General features: G+C 57.1%; 19 protein-coding genes and 2 pseudogenes. 7 read left to right on the top strand and 14 right to left on the bottom strand.

From position 1 onward, the window contains the following. Nucleotides 1–32: 32 nt before the first annotated feature. Both ACZZ0A_RS18390 and ACZZ0A_RS18385 read right to left on the bottom strand, forming a co-directional pair. A complete protein-coding gene (locus ACZZ0A_RS18390) occupies nt 33–338 on the bottom strand; it encodes a PepSY domain-containing protein (protein ID WP_463543557.1) in 306 nt (101 codons plus the stop codon). 162 nt (nt 339–500) lie between these two features. Then, nucleotides 501–1,628, bottom strand: coding sequence for a glycerophosphodiester phosphodiesterase (locus tag ACZZ0A_RS18385; RefSeq protein WP_463543556.1), 1,128 nt, complete (start codon nt 1,626–1,628; stop codon nt 501–503). Between the two features lie 221 nt (nt 1,629–1,849). Between ACZZ0A_RS18385 and ACZZ0A_RS18380 the strand changes: the two genes are divergently transcribed. After that, nucleotides 1,850–2,176 carry a DUF2025 family protein gene (locus tag ACZZ0A_RS18380; RefSeq protein ID WP_095126167.1) on the top strand — a complete coding sequence of 109 codons (327 nt, stop codon included), beginning with the start codon at nt 1,850–1,852 and terminating at the stop codon, nt 2,174–2,176. Nucleotides 2,177–2,308: 132 nt separating this feature from the next. Here the strand turns inward: ACZZ0A_RS18380 and ACZZ0A_RS18375 are convergent, their stop codons facing one another. After that, entirely contained in the window at nt 2,309–2,614 is a 306-nt protein-coding gene (locus tag ACZZ0A_RS18375; protein ID WP_463543555.1) for an antibiotic biosynthesis monooxygenase family protein, read from the bottom strand. Continuing rightward, the gene (locus ACZZ0A_RS18370; protein ID WP_463543554.1) at nt 2,614–3,318 is read right to left on the bottom strand and encodes a CTP synthase C-terminal region-related (seleno)protein; all 705 of its coding nucleotides are present in this window, start codon (nt 3,316–3,318) and stop codon (nt 2,614–2,616) included. The genes ACZZ0A_RS18375 and ACZZ0A_RS18370 overlap by 1 nt, the downstream gene beginning before the upstream one ends. Nucleotides 3,319–3,333: 15 nt before the next feature. Here ACZZ0A_RS18370 and ACZZ0A_RS18365 point away from each other — a divergent pair, with 15 nt between their 5' ends. Further along, entirely contained in the window at nt 3,334–4,275 is a 942-nt protein-coding gene (locus ACZZ0A_RS18365) for a LysR family transcriptional regulator (RefSeq protein WP_095112231.1), read from the top strand. Here the strand turns inward: ACZZ0A_RS18365 and ACZZ0A_RS18360 are convergent, their stop codons facing one another. The 5 genes and pseudogenes from ACZZ0A_RS18360 to ACZZ0A_RS18340 form a co-directional block, all read right to left on the bottom strand. After that, a complete protein-coding gene (locus ACZZ0A_RS18360; RefSeq protein WP_463543553.1) occupies nt 4,276–4,809 on the bottom strand; it encodes a DUF1003 domain-containing protein in 534 nt (177 codons plus the stop codon). It lies immediately after the preceding gene. Between the two features lie 152 nt (nt 4,810–4,961). Then, a pseudogene (locus tag ACZZ0A_RS18355) lies at nt 4,962–5,399 on the bottom strand (methyl-accepting chemotaxis protein); the annotation flags it as partial. A gap of 108 nt (nt 5,400–5,507) precedes the next feature. Then, nucleotides 5,508–6,191 (bottom strand): annotated as a pseudogene (locus ACZZ0A_RS18350) (PAS domain-containing protein); the annotation flags it as partial. A 280-nt stretch (nt 6,192–6,471) separates the two neighbouring features. Continuing rightward, nucleotides 6,472–7,539 carry a diguanylate cyclase gene (locus ACZZ0A_RS18345; RefSeq protein WP_095112430.1) on the bottom strand — a complete coding sequence of 356 codons (1,068 nt, stop codon included), beginning with the start codon at nt 7,537–7,539 and terminating at the stop codon, nt 6,472–6,474. Nucleotides 7,540–7,695: 156 nt separating this feature from the next. Further along, the gene (locus tag ACZZ0A_RS18340; protein WP_095112228.1) at nt 7,696–8,304 is read right to left on the bottom strand and encodes a TetR/AcrR family transcriptional regulator; all 609 of its coding nucleotides are present in this window, start codon (nt 8,302–8,304) and stop codon (nt 7,696–7,698) included. A 215-nt stretch (nt 8,305–8,519) separates the two neighbouring features. Here ACZZ0A_RS18340 and ACZZ0A_RS18335 point away from each other — a divergent pair, with 215 nt between their 5' ends. Then, nucleotides 8,520–9,575 carry an MBL fold metallo-hydrolase gene (locus tag ACZZ0A_RS18335; RefSeq protein WP_123376425.1) on the top strand — a complete coding sequence of 352 codons (1,056 nt, stop codon included), beginning with the start codon at nt 8,520–8,522 and terminating at the stop codon, nt 9,573–9,575. A 36-nt stretch (nt 9,576–9,611) separates the two neighbouring features. Here ACZZ0A_RS18335 and ACZZ0A_RS18330 read toward each other — a convergent pair whose 3' ends face one another. After that, nucleotides 9,612–9,929, bottom strand: a complete 318-nt coding sequence (locus ACZZ0A_RS18330; protein ID WP_007912671.1) for a helix-turn-helix domain-containing protein — start codon at nt 9,927–9,929, stop codon at nt 9,612–9,614. 93 nt (nt 9,930–10,022) lie between these two features. Further along, complete coding sequence (locus ACZZ0A_RS18325; protein ID WP_463543552.1) at nt 10,023–10,790, bottom strand: AraC family transcriptional regulator; 768 nt, start codon at nt 10,788–10,790, stop codon at nt 10,023–10,025. A gap of 112 nt (nt 10,791–10,902) precedes the next feature. Between ACZZ0A_RS18325 and ACZZ0A_RS18320 the strand changes: the two genes are divergently transcribed. The 4 genes from ACZZ0A_RS18320 to ACZZ0A_RS18305 all read left to right on the top strand — a co-directional run bounded on the left by ACZZ0A_RS18320 (nt 10,903) and on the right by ACZZ0A_RS18305 (nt 15,053). Continuing rightward, on the top strand, nt 10,903–11,727 hold the full coding sequence (locus ACZZ0A_RS18320; protein WP_463543551.1) for a sulfite exporter TauE/SafE family protein: 825 nt from the start codon (nt 10,903–10,905) through the stop codon (nt 11,725–11,727). Between the two features lie 89 nt (nt 11,728–11,816). Next, nucleotides 11,817–12,962 (top strand): hypothetical protein, encoded by a 1,146-nt coding sequence (locus tag ACZZ0A_RS18315; protein WP_463543550.1) that lies wholly within the window; start codon nt 11,817–11,819, stop codon nt 12,960–12,962. A gap of 94 nt (nt 12,963–13,056) precedes the next feature. Next, nucleotides 13,057–13,776, top strand: coding sequence for a DUF6933 domain-containing protein (locus tag ACZZ0A_RS18310; protein ID WP_414893929.1), 720 nt, complete (start codon nt 13,057–13,059; stop codon nt 13,774–13,776). An 86-nt stretch (nt 13,777–13,862) separates the two neighbouring features. Next, nucleotides 13,863–15,053, top strand: coding sequence for a hypothetical protein (locus tag ACZZ0A_RS18305; RefSeq protein ID WP_463543549.1), 1,191 nt, complete (start codon nt 13,863–13,865; stop codon nt 15,051–15,053). A gap of 3 nt (nt 15,054–15,056) precedes the next feature. Here ACZZ0A_RS18305 and ACZZ0A_RS18300 read toward each other — a convergent pair whose 3' ends face one another. The 3 genes from ACZZ0A_RS18300 to ACZZ0A_RS18290 all read right to left on the bottom strand — a co-directional run bounded on the left by ACZZ0A_RS18300 (nt 15,057) and on the right by ACZZ0A_RS18290 (nt 17,638). Beyond that, the gene (locus ACZZ0A_RS18300) at nt 15,057–16,043 is read right to left on the bottom strand and encodes a hypothetical protein (protein WP_463543548.1); all 987 of its coding nucleotides are present in this window, start codon (nt 16,041–16,043) and stop codon (nt 15,057–15,059) included. Nucleotides 16,044–16,318: 275 nt separating this feature from the next. Further along, nucleotides 16,319–16,828, bottom strand: coding sequence for a BRO-N domain-containing protein (locus tag ACZZ0A_RS18295; protein WP_463543547.1), 510 nt, complete (start codon nt 16,826–16,828; stop codon nt 16,319–16,321). Between the two features lie 390 nt (nt 16,829–17,218). Further along, nucleotides 17,219–17,638 (bottom strand): very short patch repair endonuclease, encoded by a 420-nt coding sequence (locus ACZZ0A_RS18290; protein ID WP_463543546.1) that lies wholly within the window; start codon nt 17,636–17,638, stop codon nt 17,219–17,221. Nucleotides 17,639–17,666: the final 28 nt, after the last annotated feature.

Genomic DNA, 17,666 nt, shown 5'->3' with positions numbered 1-17,666 from the left:
TTCAATCGTGCGGCTTTTGGTGGTGCGTTCAATCAAGTGTCTTGCTTGTTGCTCAGCACTTTGCCGGTAGTTGCATCAAAGTCCACATCGAACTCTTTGCCATCAGCAGTTTTCAATTCAACTTCATACTCATAACCGTTGAAGTGGTTATCCAGGTCGGTGTCAGTAATCGTCGCACCCGGATGCAGTTTCAGCGCTTCGGCGTTCATCGACTCCAGCGCCTTGATTTTGCCCGACTTAACCAGTTCAGGAATCTGGTCAACGCGAACATCAGCCTGGGCCAGGCCAGCGGTAAGAGTCAGGGCAGCGGCGGTAAACAGGGCAGTCAAAGTTTTCATCGGTTCGTTCCTTGGGGTGATTCGTTTAAGTGGCTTCAGGTTAACCAGTGCAACTTAACTCACCCTTAAAATCCCAAAGCCAAACAAAACGGGCAAGCCATGCACCTGCACAGAACCTGTGGGAGCGTGGCTTGCCCGCGATGAAAACGCCTTGATTTAAGATCAGAAGCCGTTGTTCTTCAGCACCTGATCAACACTGCCGGCCGCCGGGCGTTTATAGAACTTCAACAGTTCGCTGGCACGGTTGGTGAAGATGCCGTCGACACCGGCCGCCATGACTTTCTCGAAGTCCACCGGCTCGTCGACGGTGTAGACGTGCACCAGCATGCCCTGGTCGTGGGTGTATTTATTCATCCACGGTTGCACCAGATCCGAATAGCTCTGATCGCCACCCTTGGTCAGCTTCGCCGACGGGCCGGTACCGATTGCGCCTTGGGCCTTGGCGTAATCCACCCATTGTTTGAATTCGGCTTCGGACTTCGGCTCTTGTTTGCCGTAGAAAACGTTTTTGTCTTTCTCGCCGGATTCGGCAAACGTCACTTTCGATTTTGGCTCGATGCTGCCTTCGCCCACCCACAACAGGAGGATTTTCGGCACTTGCGGCATCTCTTTTTCCAGCAGTTCGAGGCTGTTTTTCTCGAACGTTTGCAGGATCACTTTGCCCCTGCCTTGACCCACACCCAGCGCACTTTTTGCCAGTTTCGAACCGGCCGGGCTCAGCCAGCCGCGATCCTGCAGTTTCTCTTTCAGGTCTTTCTCGATCCCGGGAAACAGTTGCGGCTCTTTGGTCTCGATGTACAGGCCCGGCTTGTGTTGCGGATTGGCTTGGGCGATGTCGATGATTTCATCAAGGGTCAGAATTTTCAGCCCGGCGTAAGTCGGGCGCGCGCGATCCGGGTACTTGGTGTTGAACCAGCTGCCGGCGTCGAGTGTTTTCAGTTCGGCCATGGTGAACGCGGTGGCCGAGGCGTCTTTGCGCTCCGGAAATTTGGTCGCAACGTCAGTGGTGCGTTGCAGGTTGTCGTCGTGCAGGGCGAACAGCACGCCGTCCTTGCTGCGCTGCAGGTCCATTTCCAGGTAATCGGCGCCAAGATCGCGGGCCAGTTTGTAGGACGCCGCAGTGGATTCCGGTGCATCGAAAGACGCGCCACGGTGGGCGATCACCGCCGGGTGCGGGATGCCGTTGGTGGCAGCGATCGCTTTCGGATCAGTCTGGCTGGCGGCGTGCGCCTGACCGAGGCCGAGCAGCAGGCTCAGGACCAGGGCGCTTTTGGTGAAAGTGGCGGGCATGTTCGAGTTCCTTTCGCAGGGCAATTTCAAAGACGTACCTTTTAACAACTGAATCGCTCGGGTGCTATCGCAGGACCGACATAAACGTATTAAAAGCGATTTTTCCTGCACTTTTGTGGCGCGGTTTGCAGTACGCTTGCCCTCGGCAGACGTCCCGGCAGAGGGCGCGCCGCTCAGTTGCCCTGCGTGTAAACCATCGATCAACTTTCGTGAGGTTTACCATGCGCATCACCTCCCAACTCATCTGCCAGGCCGCCGACGATCTCAAGGGCTTTGTCGGCCTCAATCGCAAAACCGGTCAGTACATCGTCAGATTCAGCGAAGATTCGTTCGGTATGGACGTGGCCGATGACGGCATTATTCCTGTGAGCGAATTCGTCTGGGCGCCGGCGACAGCGCAGACCATGACGCTTAAACGCGAGTTGATTCAGTTGTTGCTGGATCAGAATATTGATGAGCGGATCAACATCACCGAGCCGTTGCGCGTTTATATGAGCAAGGTTGAAGTGCCGGAGATTGTTGCGGTGCGCAGTCTGGTGCGCGGCTGATATTTTTTAGTGGCTGTACCGGCCCCATCGCTGGCAAACCAGCTCCCACAAATACGGTGTGATCTTCAGAACAGCGCATAACCTGTGGGAGCTGGCTTGCCAGCGATGGGGCCGGTGAGCTCACCACCAACATCACAGTCTGAACCGATACTCGCGTTCGACTTTGCACACCCGCGTCTGAAACGACGAATACCATTCCGAGCGCCCACGCACTTGAATCAGCCGATGCTCAGGGTTCTGCCGCCACGCCAGAATCGCCGCTTCGCTCTGCCAATACGACACCGTAATCCCGACGCCATCCGCTCCTCGAACCGACTCCACCCCGAGAAACCCCGGCTGTTCACGCACCAACAAATCCATGCGCTCAGCCGCCTCGGCATAGCCGTTGTCACCCTCGGTGCGAGTCGAGGTGAAAATCACCGCAAAGCAGGCCGTCATCAACGTGCCTCCGCGCAAGCTTCAACAAACGCGTGCACCAGCGGCGGCATCTGCCCTTTGAGCGCGGCACGTTCTGGCTGGAACAGCGTCGCCACAAAGAATGGATGATCCTTGAGTTCAATCGCGCGCAAATCCCCTGACGAATCATGACCGACAGCTTGTAGCCGATCGTTCAACAGTTGCCGTTCGAACAGCGGATTCACACCGAAGCGGCAGCGATAACCTTCACGAATTTGCGACGTTTCGTACGCACTGGCGATCAACGAGCCGGGCACCAGGTGAATGCTGTCCACCGCTTCGACCAGCGAACAGGTCAACGGCGTGAGCACCGCGCATTCAGAGTCGGGCGATGTCTCGCCATGCTCGGCATCGGTCCAGCCCAACACGTTGCGGGAAAATTCCAGCACCGCATGCTGAAAACCGCCGCAGGTGCCAAGGAAAGGGCGCTGTTGTTCACGGGCAAAACGGATCGCTCGCAGTGCGCCGGCTTCACTTTTGTAAGGGCTGCCGGGGACGCACCAAAAACCGTTGAACTCGCCGAGTCGCGTATCGGCGTGGATCTGCTCGGTGGGCAACCATTCGAATTGCACGTTGCGGTCGAGGTGTTCGGCGACCAGACCGAGGGCGACGGGAATGGCTTGGTGGGCGGTGACTTGCGGGTCGTGATCGCCAATCAGGGCGATACGGATGGCGCTGTTTTCCATGGGGGTTCCCTGCGCTTGTTGATTGATGGCACTCACTATAGATTGGCGTTCACGCACTCAATATGGGCGTTTAGCCAAGTGATTAATGCAGCGACGCACTATCAACTCGACTATCCCGATCTGGCCCTGATCCTCGCCTTGGTGCGTGGCGGCTCGCTGGCCCGGGCCGCGCAGTTGTTGAAAGTCGACGTGTCGACGGTATTCCGCGCCGTGCGTCGTCTCGAAGCCGCACTGGGTCAGCAGTTGTTCGAAAAAAGCCGCTCCGGCTATTTACCGACAACTCTCGCGCAGACGTTGGCCGAGCAAGCCGAACGCGCCGAACAGGCACTGGAAGCCGCACGTATCGGCGTGGAGCAGGGCGGGGAAGTGGTCAGCGGTACGGTGCGCCTGACCTGCACCGATTCGGTATTGCAGGGTTTGCTGCTGCCGGCGCTGGCGCAGTTCATGCCCAATTACCCAGCGCTGACCATAGAACTGAGCACCTCCAACGATTTCGCCAACCTCAGCCGCCGCGATGCCGACATCGCCCTGCGCCTGACGCGTACACCTCCGGAGCATCTGGTCGGACGGCAACTGGCGAAGATTTCCTACCGGGTCTGCGCCAGTGCGCGCTATCTGCAAAACGTCGATGCGACGGATCTGGCCGCGCTGAACTGGATCGCCCCGGATGACTTTTTGCCCGATCATCCGACCATCGCCTGGCGTCGCCAGCACTTGCCCGGCGTCACTCCGGGATATCGCTGCAACAGTATGTTGTCGGTGACGGAGTTGGTTCGTGCTGGCCTCGGCGTGGCGGCGTTACCGGACTTTCTGATCACCGACGGTTTGCAACCATTGAGCGAGCCGTTGCACGGTTACGACACCGCGTTATGGCTGCTGACTCGCCCGGATTGCCGAGCTTTGCGCTCGGTGGTGACGTTGTTCGATGAGCTCGGGCGGGCGTTACGGTTGCCGTGATCAGCGCTGCGGATTCTGGCGCATGTGATCGTGCAGCTCGCTGGTCAGGCTGGCGATGCGTTCGGTGAGGTTTTTGGTCATCTCGGTGAGGCGGGTGTTCTGCTCCAGCAGTTCAAGCAGTTGCGCGGTGTTCTTCGCGGCTTGGGCCTGACGCTCGGTATTGGCCTGTGCCAGCGCTTCACGGTGTAGCGCATCGGCATCGGCTTGTGCCTTGTCGCGCGCGGCCTGGCGTGTTTGTGCGAGCAGAATCAGCGGCGCGGCGTAGGCCGATTGCAGACTGAAGGCGAGGTTCAACAGGATGAACGGGTAAACGTCGAAAGTGGTCACGCCAAACACGTTCAGGCAGACCCACAACAGCACAATCAGGGTTTGCGCGCCGAGGAACATTGGCGTGCCGAAGAACCGCGCAAACGCCTCGGCGCGCAGGGCGAAGGTGTCGTTGCCGAAAGTCGTGTTGAGGTGGGCGTTGGGGCGGTGGAAGCGCAGGTGATCGACGGGAGCTGTATCAGGTGTGGCGGGTTTTTCAGTGGTCATGATGCACTCGGCAGGACTTGAGACTGAAGCTCACTATAGTCCTGCATTGCGGCTCATGACCTCTTCGCGAGCAGGCTCGCTCCCACATTGGAATGCATTTTCCCTGTGGGAGCGAGCTTGCTCGCGAAGGCAACGACGCGGTCTACCTGCCTTTAACCCGGCACCCGCTCATTGGCAAACATGCTCACCGCATCCACCGCCTCACTGGCGCCATCACGAATCTGCAAGATCACCGTGCCCGCCTGATTCGCCAACTCGACCCCTTCAGCCGCGCGACCCCGGGTGCCTTCCATGCTCTTGATGGCCTGGCGAGTTTCGCTCTGGATCAAACCGATCATGGTGGATATCTCCGCCGTTGAGCCACTGGTACGTGCCGCCAGTTGGCGTACTTCATCGGCAACCACGGCAAATCCGCGACCCTGCTCACCGGCGCGCGCGGCCTCAATGGCGGCATTGAGCGCCAGCAGATTGGTCTGGTCGGCAATCGCGCGGATCGTGTTGACGATGGCGGTGATCTGCTCAGAGCGCTCGCCCAGTTGCGCAATCAACGTCGACGATTGGGCAATGTCTTCGGCGATTTCACGCATTTCACTGGCGGCCTGCTGGATCACCTGCGTACCTTGCTCGGCGACTTTTCGCGTCGCCACCGAGATGTGATACGCCGCACTGGCACTGCGCGCATCCTGTTCGTGTTGCTCGACCCGGGCGGTGACGTCGGAGGCGAATTTCACCACTTTGCACAAGCGCCCGGCAGCGTCATAAACCGGGTTGTAATTGGCTTCGAGCCAGACGATTTGCCCGCGTTTATCCACGCGTTCGAACTGCCCCTGGAAAAGCTCGCCCTGATTCAAGCGCCGCCAGAAATCCTCATAGGCGCTGCTGTTGACCAGTTCCGGCGTGCAGAACAAACGGTGATGTTTGCCTTTCAGCTCGGCGAGGGTGTAACCCATGCGCGTCAGAAAATTCTGATTGGCCGTAAGAATGCTGCCGTCGAGGTTGAATTCGATGACCGCCATTGCCCGGTCAATCGCCTGCAACTTGGCGTTGGCCTCACTTTCCTGCTGCACCTTGGCGGTCACGTCCATGGCGTACTTGACCACTTTCACCACGCGACCCGAGGCATCCTTGATCGGGTTGTAGCTGGCTTCAAGCCAGATAGGCTGACCTTTGCTGTTGACGCGTTCAAATGTACCGGACTGAAACTGGCCGTTTTTCAGGCGTGACCACAAATCAGTGTATTGAGCGCTACGCCCGAATTCTGCTGTGCAAAAGCGCCGGTGCGGTTGGCCGATCGCTTGTTCGGCGGTGTAACCCATGGTCTGGAGAAAGTTGTCATTGGCACGCAACACCACGCCATCGAGGTCGAACTCGATCACCGCCATCGAGCGATTGATCGCATCGAGCAGGCCGGCTTGTTCGGTGAGGGTGCGCTGAAGATCGTCGACGACGGCTTTGTGGCGATTGAAGAACATGTTCGCAGTACTCTGGAAGTGGGGAAGATCGAGGATTCAGTCCCTATTTCCGCGCCGGCAGACCGAATGCGCGGACGGCATTCGGCGATGACTGCTCAATGCCAGCATTCCATAGCTGGCAGATGGCTACTTATACAAAACTTCATAAAGTTGTACAAGGAAGTAATTATTTGTAAGTTTGTATAACTTTTTAGGCGCTGGCGTTGTCTGTCGCGGCACGGCTCAAGGCCACGCTAATGGTGTTGCGACCCGTGTGTTTAGCGGTGTAGAGCGCTTTGTCGGCATCGTCCAGCCAGTCCAGTGGATCCTTGTACAAGGATTGATAGCGCGCCAAACCGATACTCAGGCCCACTCGCAACTCTGGCACGTGCGGATGACGATACTGCTGCAATGCCTCGCGCAATTGCTCCATCAGGGCTTCGGCCTTGTGCAGTGGCAGGGTCGGCAGGATTACGCAGAACTCGTCACCGCCGTAGCGCCCGGCCAATTCGTACTGATCCAGCAGGCGCTTGAGCTCTTTACTCAATTGCCGCAGCACCTCATCGCCGACGATGTGCCCGAAGCTGTCGTTGATCTCCTTGAAATGGTCGATGTCGATCAATGCCAGCGTGGCTTGGGAGTTGTGTTGGCGGCACTGTTTGAATTTCAGGTGCAGCAGGTCTTTCCAGGCCCCGTGGTTGAGCAGGCCGGTGAGGCTGTCAGTACGGCTGAGGGCGCTCAGTGCGCGTTTGTGTTGGGAGAGTTTGATCGCCAGGCGATAACAGACCATGCCCAGCGCCAACGGATACAGGGTGAGCATTGGCAGGCAGGCCCAGACCTGAGGCTGCGTCATCGTCAGACTGAATTTGACGCCGAAAATCGCCCAGCCCAGCAGAACACCGGCGAGTTGCGCGAGGGCGCCGAACACGAACAGACGTTGGCCGCCGGCGGCAACATTGTTCATGGTCATCATCGACAGGATGGTCACGGTGGTTAGCGGGTTGAACTGAAAGCACGCCGCCCAGAAACCGCCGAACATCGAGTCGTATAACAAATTGCGCCGTTCAGCCTGATACGGGAACGCCGAGCGCGTGGAGATCTGGTAAGCGAAGTGCGGCCAGGCGAAGCCGTTGAATAACAACAGCGCCCACAGCCAGCCGGGTATGTTCAGCGGATACAGCGCCGCAGCGACGCTGAAGAATCCCACGCCCAGACCAATGGCCCTGGGCAGGTAAATGCGCCGGGCGAATGACAAGCCTTTGCCGCGTTGGTTTTCCATGATGCCCTGCGCGAAATTCATCCTGAAATACTTTGCAGTATTTTCTCAGGCTAACCGTTCGTCGGTCGATTGTCGGACATTGTCATTTATTCCAACGGGAATAATCAGTGTCCTTCCGAGCCATTTAATCAGTGACTCGCGCAGGAGAAGGGCGATTTAGAGCTGATAGCAGGCCAGAAACATCTCCAGCGCCGATTCGGCGACGGTGTTCTGCATGTCGACATCGAGGGCGGCGCGGCCCATCGACATCTGCGGCCAGAAGCCGAAGGTCTTGAGCAAGCCTTGTACTTGATGGGCGGCAAACTCCGGGTCGACCGGTTTCAATCGGCCGTCGGCCTGCGCGGCGCGAATCCATACGGTCAGGCCTTCCTCGCGCTCGCCCATGCGCTCGATCATGTTCTGCGCGCGCTCCGGCGAGTGAATGGTGGCGGCAATCGCCACCCGAGCCAAGGTCAGGAAATTCTCGTCAGCCATCAACTGCACCTTGGCCTGGAGCATCTGCCGTAATTGCTCGCGCAACGGCTGATCACGGTTATACACGACCGATTGTTCTGCGCTGATTCGTGCCCACAACTGGTTGAGAATTTCGGCGAACAACTCTTCTTTGCTGGGGAAATGGTTGTACACCGTACGCTTCGACACACCGGCGGTGGCAGCAATCTTGTCCATGCTGGTGATCTCGAAACCGTTCGCGCGGAATTCGGCAATTGCCGCCTGAATAATGGCTTCGCGTTTACGGTCGGTGAGGCGCTGTGGAGCTGTCATAAGTACGCTTCGGCAGAGAAAAGATGAAATTACACTTGGCAGTTTACTTGTCATCCGCTTTGATGCAACCTAGAAACTACACCGAGCAGTGTAATGTTGCGTTAATCCTCGCAACCTAAAAAACAGCAGTTCGGCCTATGCGTGCAGCTTTGGCCATTTATCGTCCCACCGTGGAAAAACCGCGAATTGCGCGGTTTTTCTGGAGTCACTCAGTCATGGCCAATCCAGTTTCGATCCCGGATCACACATCCACGCCTGAAGCCTCGCGGCAGCATCAGGGGCTGTTTCGCAATCACGCACCCGTGCAACGCGAAGGTGTGCGCAAAATGCTGCGGATCATGTGGAACATGATTTTCCACAAACCGCGCAACACCCGGCCCGCAGCGCCGATCCCGGTGCAAGCGTTGACCCGGGAAGAACTGCTGGCAGCGCCCAATCACAGCGTCTATCGCCTCGGTCACTCGACCCTTTTGCTGAAGCTGCGCGACAAATTCTTCATCACCGACCCGGTCTTCGCCGAGCGCGCATCGCCGGTGCAGTGGGCCGGGCCGAAACGCTTCCATCAGCCACCGATCAGCATCGACCAGTTGCCGCCGATCGAAGCGGTGATTCTGTCGCACAACCATTACGACCACCTCGATTACCAGGCCGTGCTTAGACTGGCCGCCAAGACCAACCTGTTCCTGACCCCGCTCGGCGTCGGCGACACGCTGATCAAATGGGGCATCGATGCCAGCAAAGTCCGCCAGTACGATTGGTGGCAGGGCGCCGAGATTGCCGGCATCCGTTTCGTCGCCACACCGTCTCAGCACTTTTCCGGCCGTGGCCTGTTCGATGGCAACAGCTCCCTGTGGGCGTCCTGGGTGATGATCGACGGTGACACGCGGATCTTCTTCAGCGGCGACAGCGGCTACTTCGACGGCTTCAAACGCATCGGCGAACAGTACGGCCCGTTCGACCTGACCCTGATGGAAACCGGCGCCTACAACGTCGAATGGCCGCATGTGCACATGCAGCCCGAAGAAACCCTGCAAGCGCACATCGACCTCAAGGGCCGCTGGCTCTTCCCGATCCACAACGGCACCTTCGACCTGGCCATGCACGCCTGGCACGAACCATTTGACCGGATTCTGGCACTGGCGTGGGAACGCAGTATTTCCATTACCACGCCGCAGATGGGCGAGGCGTTTAACATCGCTCAACCGCAACGCGGGGAGGCGTGGTGGTTGACGGTTGAAGGGGAGAGTGAGGCGGTGGTGCAAAGCGCTTGATAGCTCGCCCAGTTCGCCCCTTCGGGGGCGATTGTCTTACTCAGCCATCGCAAAATCCCCACGCCCCGCCGATTCCAATGGCGCACCCTGAAAACTCGCACTACGCCCCGGCGTAAACCCGGGAAAGAACACCAGCCCCTGCGCCTCGAACCGGTAAGCCAACGCCAGTCGCGCCGCATCCGCGACATCCTGCTGCGCTTCAAAGCGTTGAATGTCTTCAACCGAAACCTCTGCCTCCCGCGATAGCTGGTCCACGCTCCAGCCCAGCATCGCTCGGGCCTGGACGCAGTGCGTCGGGGTGAACTGGAAAAGGGCAATGCGTTCGAGGATGTGGTTCATCGCAAGAGAGGCCATGGTGTGCTCCGGGCTCAAGAGTGCTGATTGAAAATGTACTGTGTTTTTGTACAGTTGTTTTCGGCCGGGATCAAACGCATTTTTTGATTTGCGCTAATTCGCCGCCTCCAACCAGACGGACGGTGCCTGCCCGAGGATCCGCCGGAACATCGTCGAGAACGCCGCCGGGCTTTCATAACCGAAGTCCAGGGCGATGCGTGTCACCGCTTCACCCGAGGCCAAGCGCGCCAGCGCCAGGACCACGCATGCCTGCTGCCGCCATTGTCTGAAGCTCAGCCCGGTTTGTTGGCGAAACAGTCTGTTGAAGGTACGCAAGCTTATGTGTAATTGGTCAGCCCAATGCTGTGGCGATTGGTGGGCGTACGGCTGATGCAGAAAGTTCTGACACAGAGAGAGGAGCTTTCCGTCAGTCGGTAGCGGGATGTGCAACGGCAGCGGCGCACTGCGCGTCAATTCATGCAGCAACAGATCAATCAACACGCCGTCGCGGCCGACCAAGTCATAGGCCAGCGGCACCTCCACCGCCTCCATCAGCAAATGCCGCATCAACGGCGACACACTGATCACCTGACAGCGCTCCCCCAAATCCACCGCACCGGGTTCGATGTACAAGCTGCGAGTGCTGACCCCAAGCATCAACACCTCATGCGCCACCCCCGGTGGAATCCACACCGCCCGCTGCGGCGGCACCACCCAGTTGCCATCATAGGTGCTGACCTGCATCACGCCGGTCGCGCCGTACAACAACTGCGCCCGTCGATGCGTATGAAAAGGCAGCAAGTGACCGTGGGAATAATCCGTACCGATCGCCACCACCGCGCGCGACGTGTCATCCAGCAGATTGATCGAAACATTGCGCATCAGGCGTTTTCCAGTGGTTGGCGTAAACGCAAACATTATTGGCTGACTTGCTGAAGCAGGCCAAGCGCTGCCGCTCTATCGTCGACCGCTCTCCTACCACGGAAGCCTCGACATGTTCTATTTACTGCTGACCCTCTTCGGCTGCCTGACCGGCATCACCGCCGTGCTGTTCGGCTTCGGCGGCGGCTTCGTCGTGGTGCCGCTGCTGTATCGCCTGCTCACCGCCAGCCACGGCGCCGACGACCCGATCGGCCCGATCGGCCAATCGGCGATGCACATCGCCGTCGCCACCTCGACCTGCGTGATGATCGTCAACGCCCTGATAGCCACCGACAAACATCGCCGCGCCGGCAACCTGATCCGTCATTACCTGTGGCCGTTGGGTGGGTTTATCGGGATGGGTGCGGTCGTTGGCGCAATAGCGGCGGTGTGGGTCAGCGGCGACGTGATTCGCTACGCATTCATCGGCTACCTCGGCGTGACCATTGTCGATTGCCTGCTGCGACGCGGCTTTCTCACTCAGAACGCAGACGTCATCCCACGCCGACTTGGCGCTACGGAAACTTCCGCAGGTGGTGTAGGCATTGGCGCCATCGCGACGTTTCTCGGTGTAGGAGGCAGCGTCATGACCGTGCCGCTGCTGCGCCGTTGTGGATTGAGCATGTCGCAAGCGACGTCCATGGCCAATCCGTTGAGTGTGCCGGTGGCATTGGCCGGGACGCTGACGTACATGGCGTTAGCCGGTTTCAGTCAGGCTGACATGGGCGCGTGGTTTGTCGGGTATGTGGATTTGCTGGCGTTTGCGCTGCTGACGGTTGGCTCGCTCATCGGGATTCGCTTGGCCGCGCCATGGATTGGGCGGATACCGGATCGGGTGCATGCGCGTGTGTACATCGGGCTGTTGCTGATGGTGATGATCAGCATGTGTTTGAGCTGAGCGCGACGGCGCTCGATTCCCCCGCGCAACCTCGACATAATCCGCAACGTTTTCTCATGGGCAAAAGCCCAGTCACTCAAGGATGAAAGATGTATCGCGGACTGTTGCGAATCTCCGGCATGTTGATGCTCGCCGGTTTAGTGCTCTCAACCCGGATATGGGCCGAAGACAACAAACAGGTGTACGCCGGCACCCTGGGCAAAGCCGCGATCGTTGTGGAAATCGACACTCGCTACAGCGAGGGTCGTTACTTCTACAAAAAATACCGAAAAGACTTGGCGCTGGACATCAGCAAAGAAGACGATGCGCTGGTGATGGCCGAAGGCGCGGCGATGGATGGCCATTCGCGCCCGACTCTGCGCTTGCAGCCAAAACTCGACGGCTGGAGCGGCGAATGGAGCAACCCGGACGGGAAGATCCTGAAGGTCGAATTACAGCCCACCAAGCTCCCCGATGTTCCCGTCGGTGCCTTGCCGTATTTCACCGAACTGCATGACAAGAACCCGTACGAGTACCTACGGTTGCAGGGTCTGCAACTTGTAAAAGGCAAAACCGAAACCTTCATGGGCTACACGCTGCAATGGTGGAGCGAGGCGAAGTCGGGGGCTTCGCTGTTTGAAGTGGTATCGGGTTATTCGCCGCAAGCGCGGGAGCGCATCAATCAATATTTAATGGCACGCTTGTGGGGCGAGGTAGACGCACACTTCAGCTGTGCGGGGAGTTACTCGCAATCCAGTCAGCCGCTATGGTTGTCGTCTTCGGTTATGAGTGCGCGCATTTCTACCGAATATTATTGTGGCGGTGCCTATCCGGATCAGAACAATGAATCGCTCAACTTTGATGCGCAAACAGGGAAGTTGCTGACCCTTGAGGATGTTCTGTGGGTGGGGCAGGGCAAGCCCTTTCATTATGTGGAGGGATTGGAAGGCGCCTCTACTGTGTCCTCCGCTGACTATTACAACTACCGCTCCAAAGAATTCTCACCCTGGCTCGTCGCGCAGCTACTAAAGCTTTATTCCAGGGAAATGACCGTCGTTGCGGAAGGCGAAAACGAATGCGGGTACGACGAGCAAGAACCTTGGGCATTCCCATCGTGGTACTTCAGCGCAAACGGCATCACTGTCACGCCGTCGTATCCACATGTCGCCGCCGTGTGCGGATACGTCGAATGGGGCGTGCTGCCTTATGACCTGATCAAACAGCACCCCGGCGGCGTTCCATTGCAATTGCCCTGAGTAAAACTGGATTAGTGCGTCGAAGGGGGTTGGAATCAGTCAGCGTGTTCGCAAGAATATGTTTCTTTTCTGTAGAAATCACATGGGGCCTAGCATGCTGATCTTTAACTGCACCGAAGCCGCCAGCAAATTCTTCAGCCGTGTCCACAAGGGCAAAAAGATCACGCCGGTGGATGCTAAACCGCCGTCCCCAATCATTGAAGATGATGAGTCGAACGGCGCTGACGAGCAGTGGCTGGTGCACGCGATAACGGTACAACGCAAGCATGTGTTGCTGGTCATTCACGTTCAAACCCGCTATTGCCTGATTTTCGCTGATGCGAAAAAGGCTGACACAGAAGACTTTGTTGATCGATTCGTGGATCGTTGGGTCAAGGGGATAGTGATCAACGCACATCATCATGACCTCGGGCAGTGGCTTAACCCTGAGTTGATGTTGGCGCGGCTGAAACAGACTTGTGAGCATCAACGGTTCTATCGACGTAGTCATCGCAGCGCGCAAAAACACATTGATGAGATTGCATGGATGTTTCAGGACAAGGTCGCCCATACGGGATCTTTGCCGCCGGATGAAATCACAGCGATGGTTTTTGACGAGCAAATGAATGACACGCCCAGGAACAGCAAGGGCGCCAAGTCTTACTACTTTCCGGATGAGGAAATGGCGCTTCACTGGCTGCGTCACTACTGCTTTCTCGATGACGTCCAGCTTCATGCTGCCAAGGAACGTCGCCAACAGATGGCTCGGGAAATTGCGGCCCTTGAGCACGAAGCCTGGCTTAAAAAGTACGAGCAAGAAAACTCGAATAGTTAAGTGGCCCCCGCCATAATCCGCAGCGTATTTTTCAGCGCCGGCGCCTGTGTGCCGACGCGTTCTCCGACTCCTTCAAGGATTGATTCATGCTCAAGGGACTGATGCGCCTGGCGCCATATGCCGCGGCGCTGTTCACACTGATTTCCACTGCCCATGCCGAAGATGGCCGGCGCGTATTTACCGGTACGCTGGGTAAGACACCGATTGTCGTGGAGCTCAACACCACGCAGCCGGACGAAGTGACTGGTCGCTATTTCTACGAGAAGTATCATCGCGATTTACCTCTCAGCGGTTTGTTTCAGGGCAGCACACTGAGCCTGACCGAGGGCAACAATCGTTACGGTGATGAAAAGCCGCTGCCTACGCTGAAGCTGGAAGAGACCGGCGATGGCTGGCAGGGCGAGTGGCAAAGTCCGAAGGGCAAGAAGTTGCCGGTGAAACTTGCCGAAGCCAAAACTCCGACGCCCACCGCTAACACGCTGCCAATCATCGCCGCGCTGCCGAGCGGTGAGTTGTACGAATACTTGCGAGTGCAGGGGCTCAATCTCAAAGCCACGAAGAAAGAGACCTTCATGGGCTACACCCTGCAATGGTGGACGGAGCCCGACTCGAAAATTGCCCTGTTCAGTGTGGAATCCGGTTTGCCGAAAGATGATCTGCAGCGGGTCAATCAACAATTGCTGGGGCGGCTCTGGCTTGAAGTGATCCGCTATCACAGTTGCCAATTGAGTGGCGGAGAGAACGTCGACTTCATGCAGCAGGCAGAACCGAAAATGATCTCGCCAGCGGTAGTCAGCCTGAACATCTCGACCAGCTATTACTGCGGCGGCGCGCATCCTGATTTTGGCGATTCACCCCTCAACATTGATGTAAAAACCGGCCACCCATTGTCACTCGAAGATGTCTTTTGGGTAGGTAAGGGCACGCCGATTTTGCATGCCGAGCGCGACAGCCTGGGCGACAAACCGCTGAGCGAGGCCGAAAGTAACGCGCGCTATCAGTACGTAAGCAAAGAGTTGGTACCTTGGGTAATCAAGCAATTCACCGCCCTGTACCCCACAGAAATGAAGACACCGACGGGAGATGACGACTGCAACTTCCAGGATGAGAGCATCTGGGGCACTTCACCTTGGTACTTCACCGAGAAGGGCTTGTACCTCGGCGCCTACTTCGCTCGCGTGCAACGCTCTTGCGATAGACCCGACTGGTCGATCCTGCCGTACTCACTCGTCAAACAACACCCCGGCGCCGTCAACCTGCAACTACCCCAAGGCTAACCGTCACTCCAGCCCCGGCGCTTCACGAATAATGAAGTGATCCAGGTTCTCGATATTGGCATTGAAGACCTCGAAAGGCTTTTCGGGGTTCTTCTTGCCGGGCACCTGCTTCAACTCCGGCGTCACCCCATAGAAGAAACAGAACAACGCCTTGTCGCTATCCACCGCGTGCTTGATCTCTTCCAGAAACGCCTTGCGCTTGCGGTAGTTGTCGATCAGCTTCTTGTTCAGATAAACGCTGACCGGATACGGCTTCTTCTTACTGTCCTCGGGCTTCTTGAACCAGACCTTGTCTTCGAAATCGATACGAAAACTGGCACTGTGGAAGTCCTCGATCTTCTTGATCCGCCCCCAGTAAATCAGCCCCTTGTTGTCCGTCAGATACTCAACCTTCTTGAAGAACGAACTGTACGGCGCCGTATGCTCACCAACCTTCAACGGCATCCGCTTAAGCAACTCCTTGTCGGCGAAGTTGGAAACAAAACACTCCACCGGATGCGCAAACACACTGGTCTTGTCCGGCGCCGACTCGCGCCCCGCCGACTCTTTACCACTGTCCGCCGCCGCCCGCACCGGATCATCGCGCAACACATCCTCCGCCCCTGCTGGCGCGACAGGCTTGCGCACATACTCACGCCGGGTCAGTAACAACTCCGATGGAAAGTGTTCCTCACGCCCGTCATCCACCTCGCCATCCGCCGTCTCAACGCCAGATGCTGAAGCCTTCAAACTCACATACGGACAACCCGCCACATGCTGCGTGGTGGGCAGATTCTTGAAGTGCGGCGTGCGCACGTAATTCACGTTCTTGGCGTTGAACGTGCCCAACTCGTTGGAAGCCTCGAACGCCGAACGACAGGCATCGTTGGGGCACTGGAAGTGCTCCTTCGCAGAGTCAAACGCCACCGTCTCATCGAAATTGAGATCGCGAACATCATAGATCGACAACTTGTCGTCGAGGCTGAGGCAGTAGGCGAGATCGAATTTCATGGTGGGGCTCGGATCCTTGAGTGGGGGAGGGGTATTAATAGCGGGAGGCGGCGCGGGTTGCACTGATTGTTTTCAGGATGATGCGGGATTTGTGGGAGCCAGAGTGCTGGCGATTTTCGGCATCAACCAGATTTCAATATTCACACCGACATTGCAGGCCACGCATCACCCTGTGGCGAGGGAGCTTGCTCCCGCTTGGCTGCGGAGCAGCCCCAAGTATTTTGAGGCACAAAAAATCCGCTGCTTGGAAACTCAAACAGCGGATTCTGAAACCATCAGCTTCCACGCAACAATCGTGAAGCCTTGCGCCACCAGGACTCATGACGATTAAACGGATCATTCGCCAACAAACAAGGCATATCCCGCAAGCGAATCCACGGCTCATCCTGCCAGTGCAACGTACTCAGCGACATCTGCGGCCAACTCAAAACACTCAACGTCGGACGCTCCACAGATCGCGACGGTCGAGCATCACGCAGCGTTGGCACAACCTGAAGCGTCACCCACTCACGAAGCTGTCGGTACTCAGGACAGTAGTGATAGATCAGCAAGGCGTACACGCCGGACTCACTCACCATCCACTGTTCTTCGGTTTCGCCGAAAAGCTCCACCCACATCAACTGACGCTGATCAGCATCGAGTTTGCGTAGCTGGCGCTCATCAAGATGTTTGCCCATCAATCGGCCCAGCTCATGGACACAGAACCACGCCTGGTTCTCCACCAGAACGGCATGCAGGTGTGTTTTGTTGCGAGTAAATCGAGTCGGTAAAAGTGGCTCAGACATGACAGGCCTCCGGAGTCGGAAGCGGCGAGGGCGTTCTATGGGTACAGCGATTCACCTTCATCATGAAGGTTTGATATCCAGGCATTTCCATTTACCTCTGGCTGCTTTCTTAGGGCATTCGTTAGGGTGTCGGGAGCTAAGAAACCCACCAGAGACGGGCCGGACATATTTCCCTTTCGGGTCTTGTATTCGCCCACTCCCGACATAACGGGATTTTTCGCAGGCGTAGGGAAACCGCAGACGAAAAAAAGCCGCATGACTGTCGGGTGCGGAGTACCGCTCTGGTTTAAGGCGTTTCTTAGGCGCCGAGTTGTGAGCCTAGGGGCTCAGCGCTGCATGGTCAAGCCCTCAAAAACGCCAATTATTTTGAGGTGAAGAGGCATGTAGTCCTTAGGCTTCAATGTTGAATGCGTTTTGGATTTCAACGCGTAGGAGATCTCTGTTTTTTGTGTGGCACTCCCAGATAGTTACCACCCGCCATCCCAGATCGATCAGAGCCTGTTGGGCATGGAGATCCCTTTCAACATTTTTCGTAAATTTGGTTTGCCAAAAATCGACCCTGCTCTTTGGCATATATGCATATTTACACTCGGGATGGCGGTGCCAAAAACAGCCGTGAACGAACATACATAAGCGATATTTCGGGAACACCAGATCAGGTGTTCCCGGCAGGTCTCTTCTGTGCAGGCGGAATCGGAGCCCCATCTGGTGACATAGTGAACGCACGACCATTTCTGGTTTTGTGTTCTTTCCCCGAATCTTGGACATGATCCTGGAGCGGTGCTCTGGAGGAACAATGTCAGCATTCATTTGATGATTGTCTTCCGAATGTAATTTA

The organism is Pseudomonas sp. AC242, from assembly GCF_979258655.1.
The sequence above is the reverse complement of the archived record's forward strand: the minus strand, read 5'-3'. Positions and strand labels throughout refer to the sequence as shown.

Excerpts from the sequence above, each read along its gene's own strand:
- ACZZ0A_RS18390 (WP_463543557.1), bottom strand. The coding sequence starts at position 338 with ATGAAAACTTTGACTGCCCTGTTTACCGCCGCTGCCCTGACTCTTACC.
- ACZZ0A_RS18385 (WP_463543556.1), bottom strand. The coding sequence starts at position 1,628 with ATGCCCGCCACTTTCACCAAAAGCGCCCTGGTCCTGAGCCTGCTGCTC.
- ACZZ0A_RS18380 (WP_095126167.1), top strand. The coding sequence starts at position 1,850 with ATGCGCATCACCTCCCAACTCATCTGCCAGGCCGCCGACGATCTCAAG.
- ACZZ0A_RS18375 (WP_463543555.1), bottom strand. The coding sequence starts at position 2,614 with ATGACGGCCTGCTTTGCGGTGATTTTCACCTCGACTCGCACCGAGGGT.
- ACZZ0A_RS18370 (WP_463543554.1), bottom strand. The coding sequence starts at position 3,318 with ATGGAAAACAGCGCCATCCGTATCGCCCTGATTGGCGATCACGACCCG.
- ACZZ0A_RS18360 (WP_463543553.1), bottom strand. The coding sequence starts at position 4,809 with ATGACCACTGAAAAACCCGCCACACCTGATACAGCTCCCGTCGATCAC.
- ACZZ0A_RS18345 (WP_095112430.1), bottom strand. The coding sequence starts at position 7,539 with ATGGAAAACCAACGCGGCAAAGGCTTGTCATTCGCCCGGCGCATTTAC.
- ACZZ0A_RS18340 (WP_095112228.1), bottom strand. The coding sequence starts at position 8,304 with ATGACAGCTCCACAGCGCCTCACCGACCGTAAACGCGAAGCCATTATT.
- ACZZ0A_RS18335 (WP_123376425.1), top strand. The coding sequence starts at position 8,520 with ATGGCCAATCCAGTTTCGATCCCGGATCACACATCCACGCCTGAAGCC.
- ACZZ0A_RS18330 (WP_007912671.1), bottom strand. The coding sequence starts at position 9,929 with ATGGCCTCTCTTGCGATGAACCACATCCTCGAACGCATTGCCCTTTTC.
- ACZZ0A_RS18325 (WP_463543552.1), bottom strand. The coding sequence starts at position 10,790 with ATGCGCAATGTTTCGATCAATCTGCTGGATGACACGTCGCGCGCGGTG.
- ACZZ0A_RS18320 (WP_463543551.1), top strand. The coding sequence starts at position 10,903 with ATGTTCTATTTACTGCTGACCCTCTTCGGCTGCCTGACCGGCATCACC.
- ACZZ0A_RS18315 (WP_463543550.1), top strand. The coding sequence starts at position 11,817 with ATGTATCGCGGACTGTTGCGAATCTCCGGCATGTTGATGCTCGCCGGT.
- ACZZ0A_RS18310 (WP_414893929.1), top strand. The coding sequence starts at position 13,057 with ATGCTGATCTTTAACTGCACCGAAGCCGCCAGCAAATTCTTCAGCCGT.
- ACZZ0A_RS18305 (WP_463543549.1), top strand. The coding sequence starts at position 13,863 with ATGCTCAAGGGACTGATGCGCCTGGCGCCATATGCCGCGGCGCTGTTC.
- ACZZ0A_RS18300 (WP_463543548.1), bottom strand. The coding sequence starts at position 16,043 with ATGAAATTCGATCTCGCCTACTGCCTCAGCCTCGACGACAAGTTGTCG.
- ACZZ0A_RS18295 (WP_463543547.1), bottom strand. The coding sequence starts at position 16,828 with ATGTCTGAGCCACTTTTACCGACTCGATTTACTCGCAACAAAACACAC.
- ACZZ0A_RS18290 (WP_463543546.1), bottom strand. The coding sequence starts at position 17,638 with ATGAATGCTGACATTGTTCCTCCAGAGCACCGCTCCAGGATCATGTCC.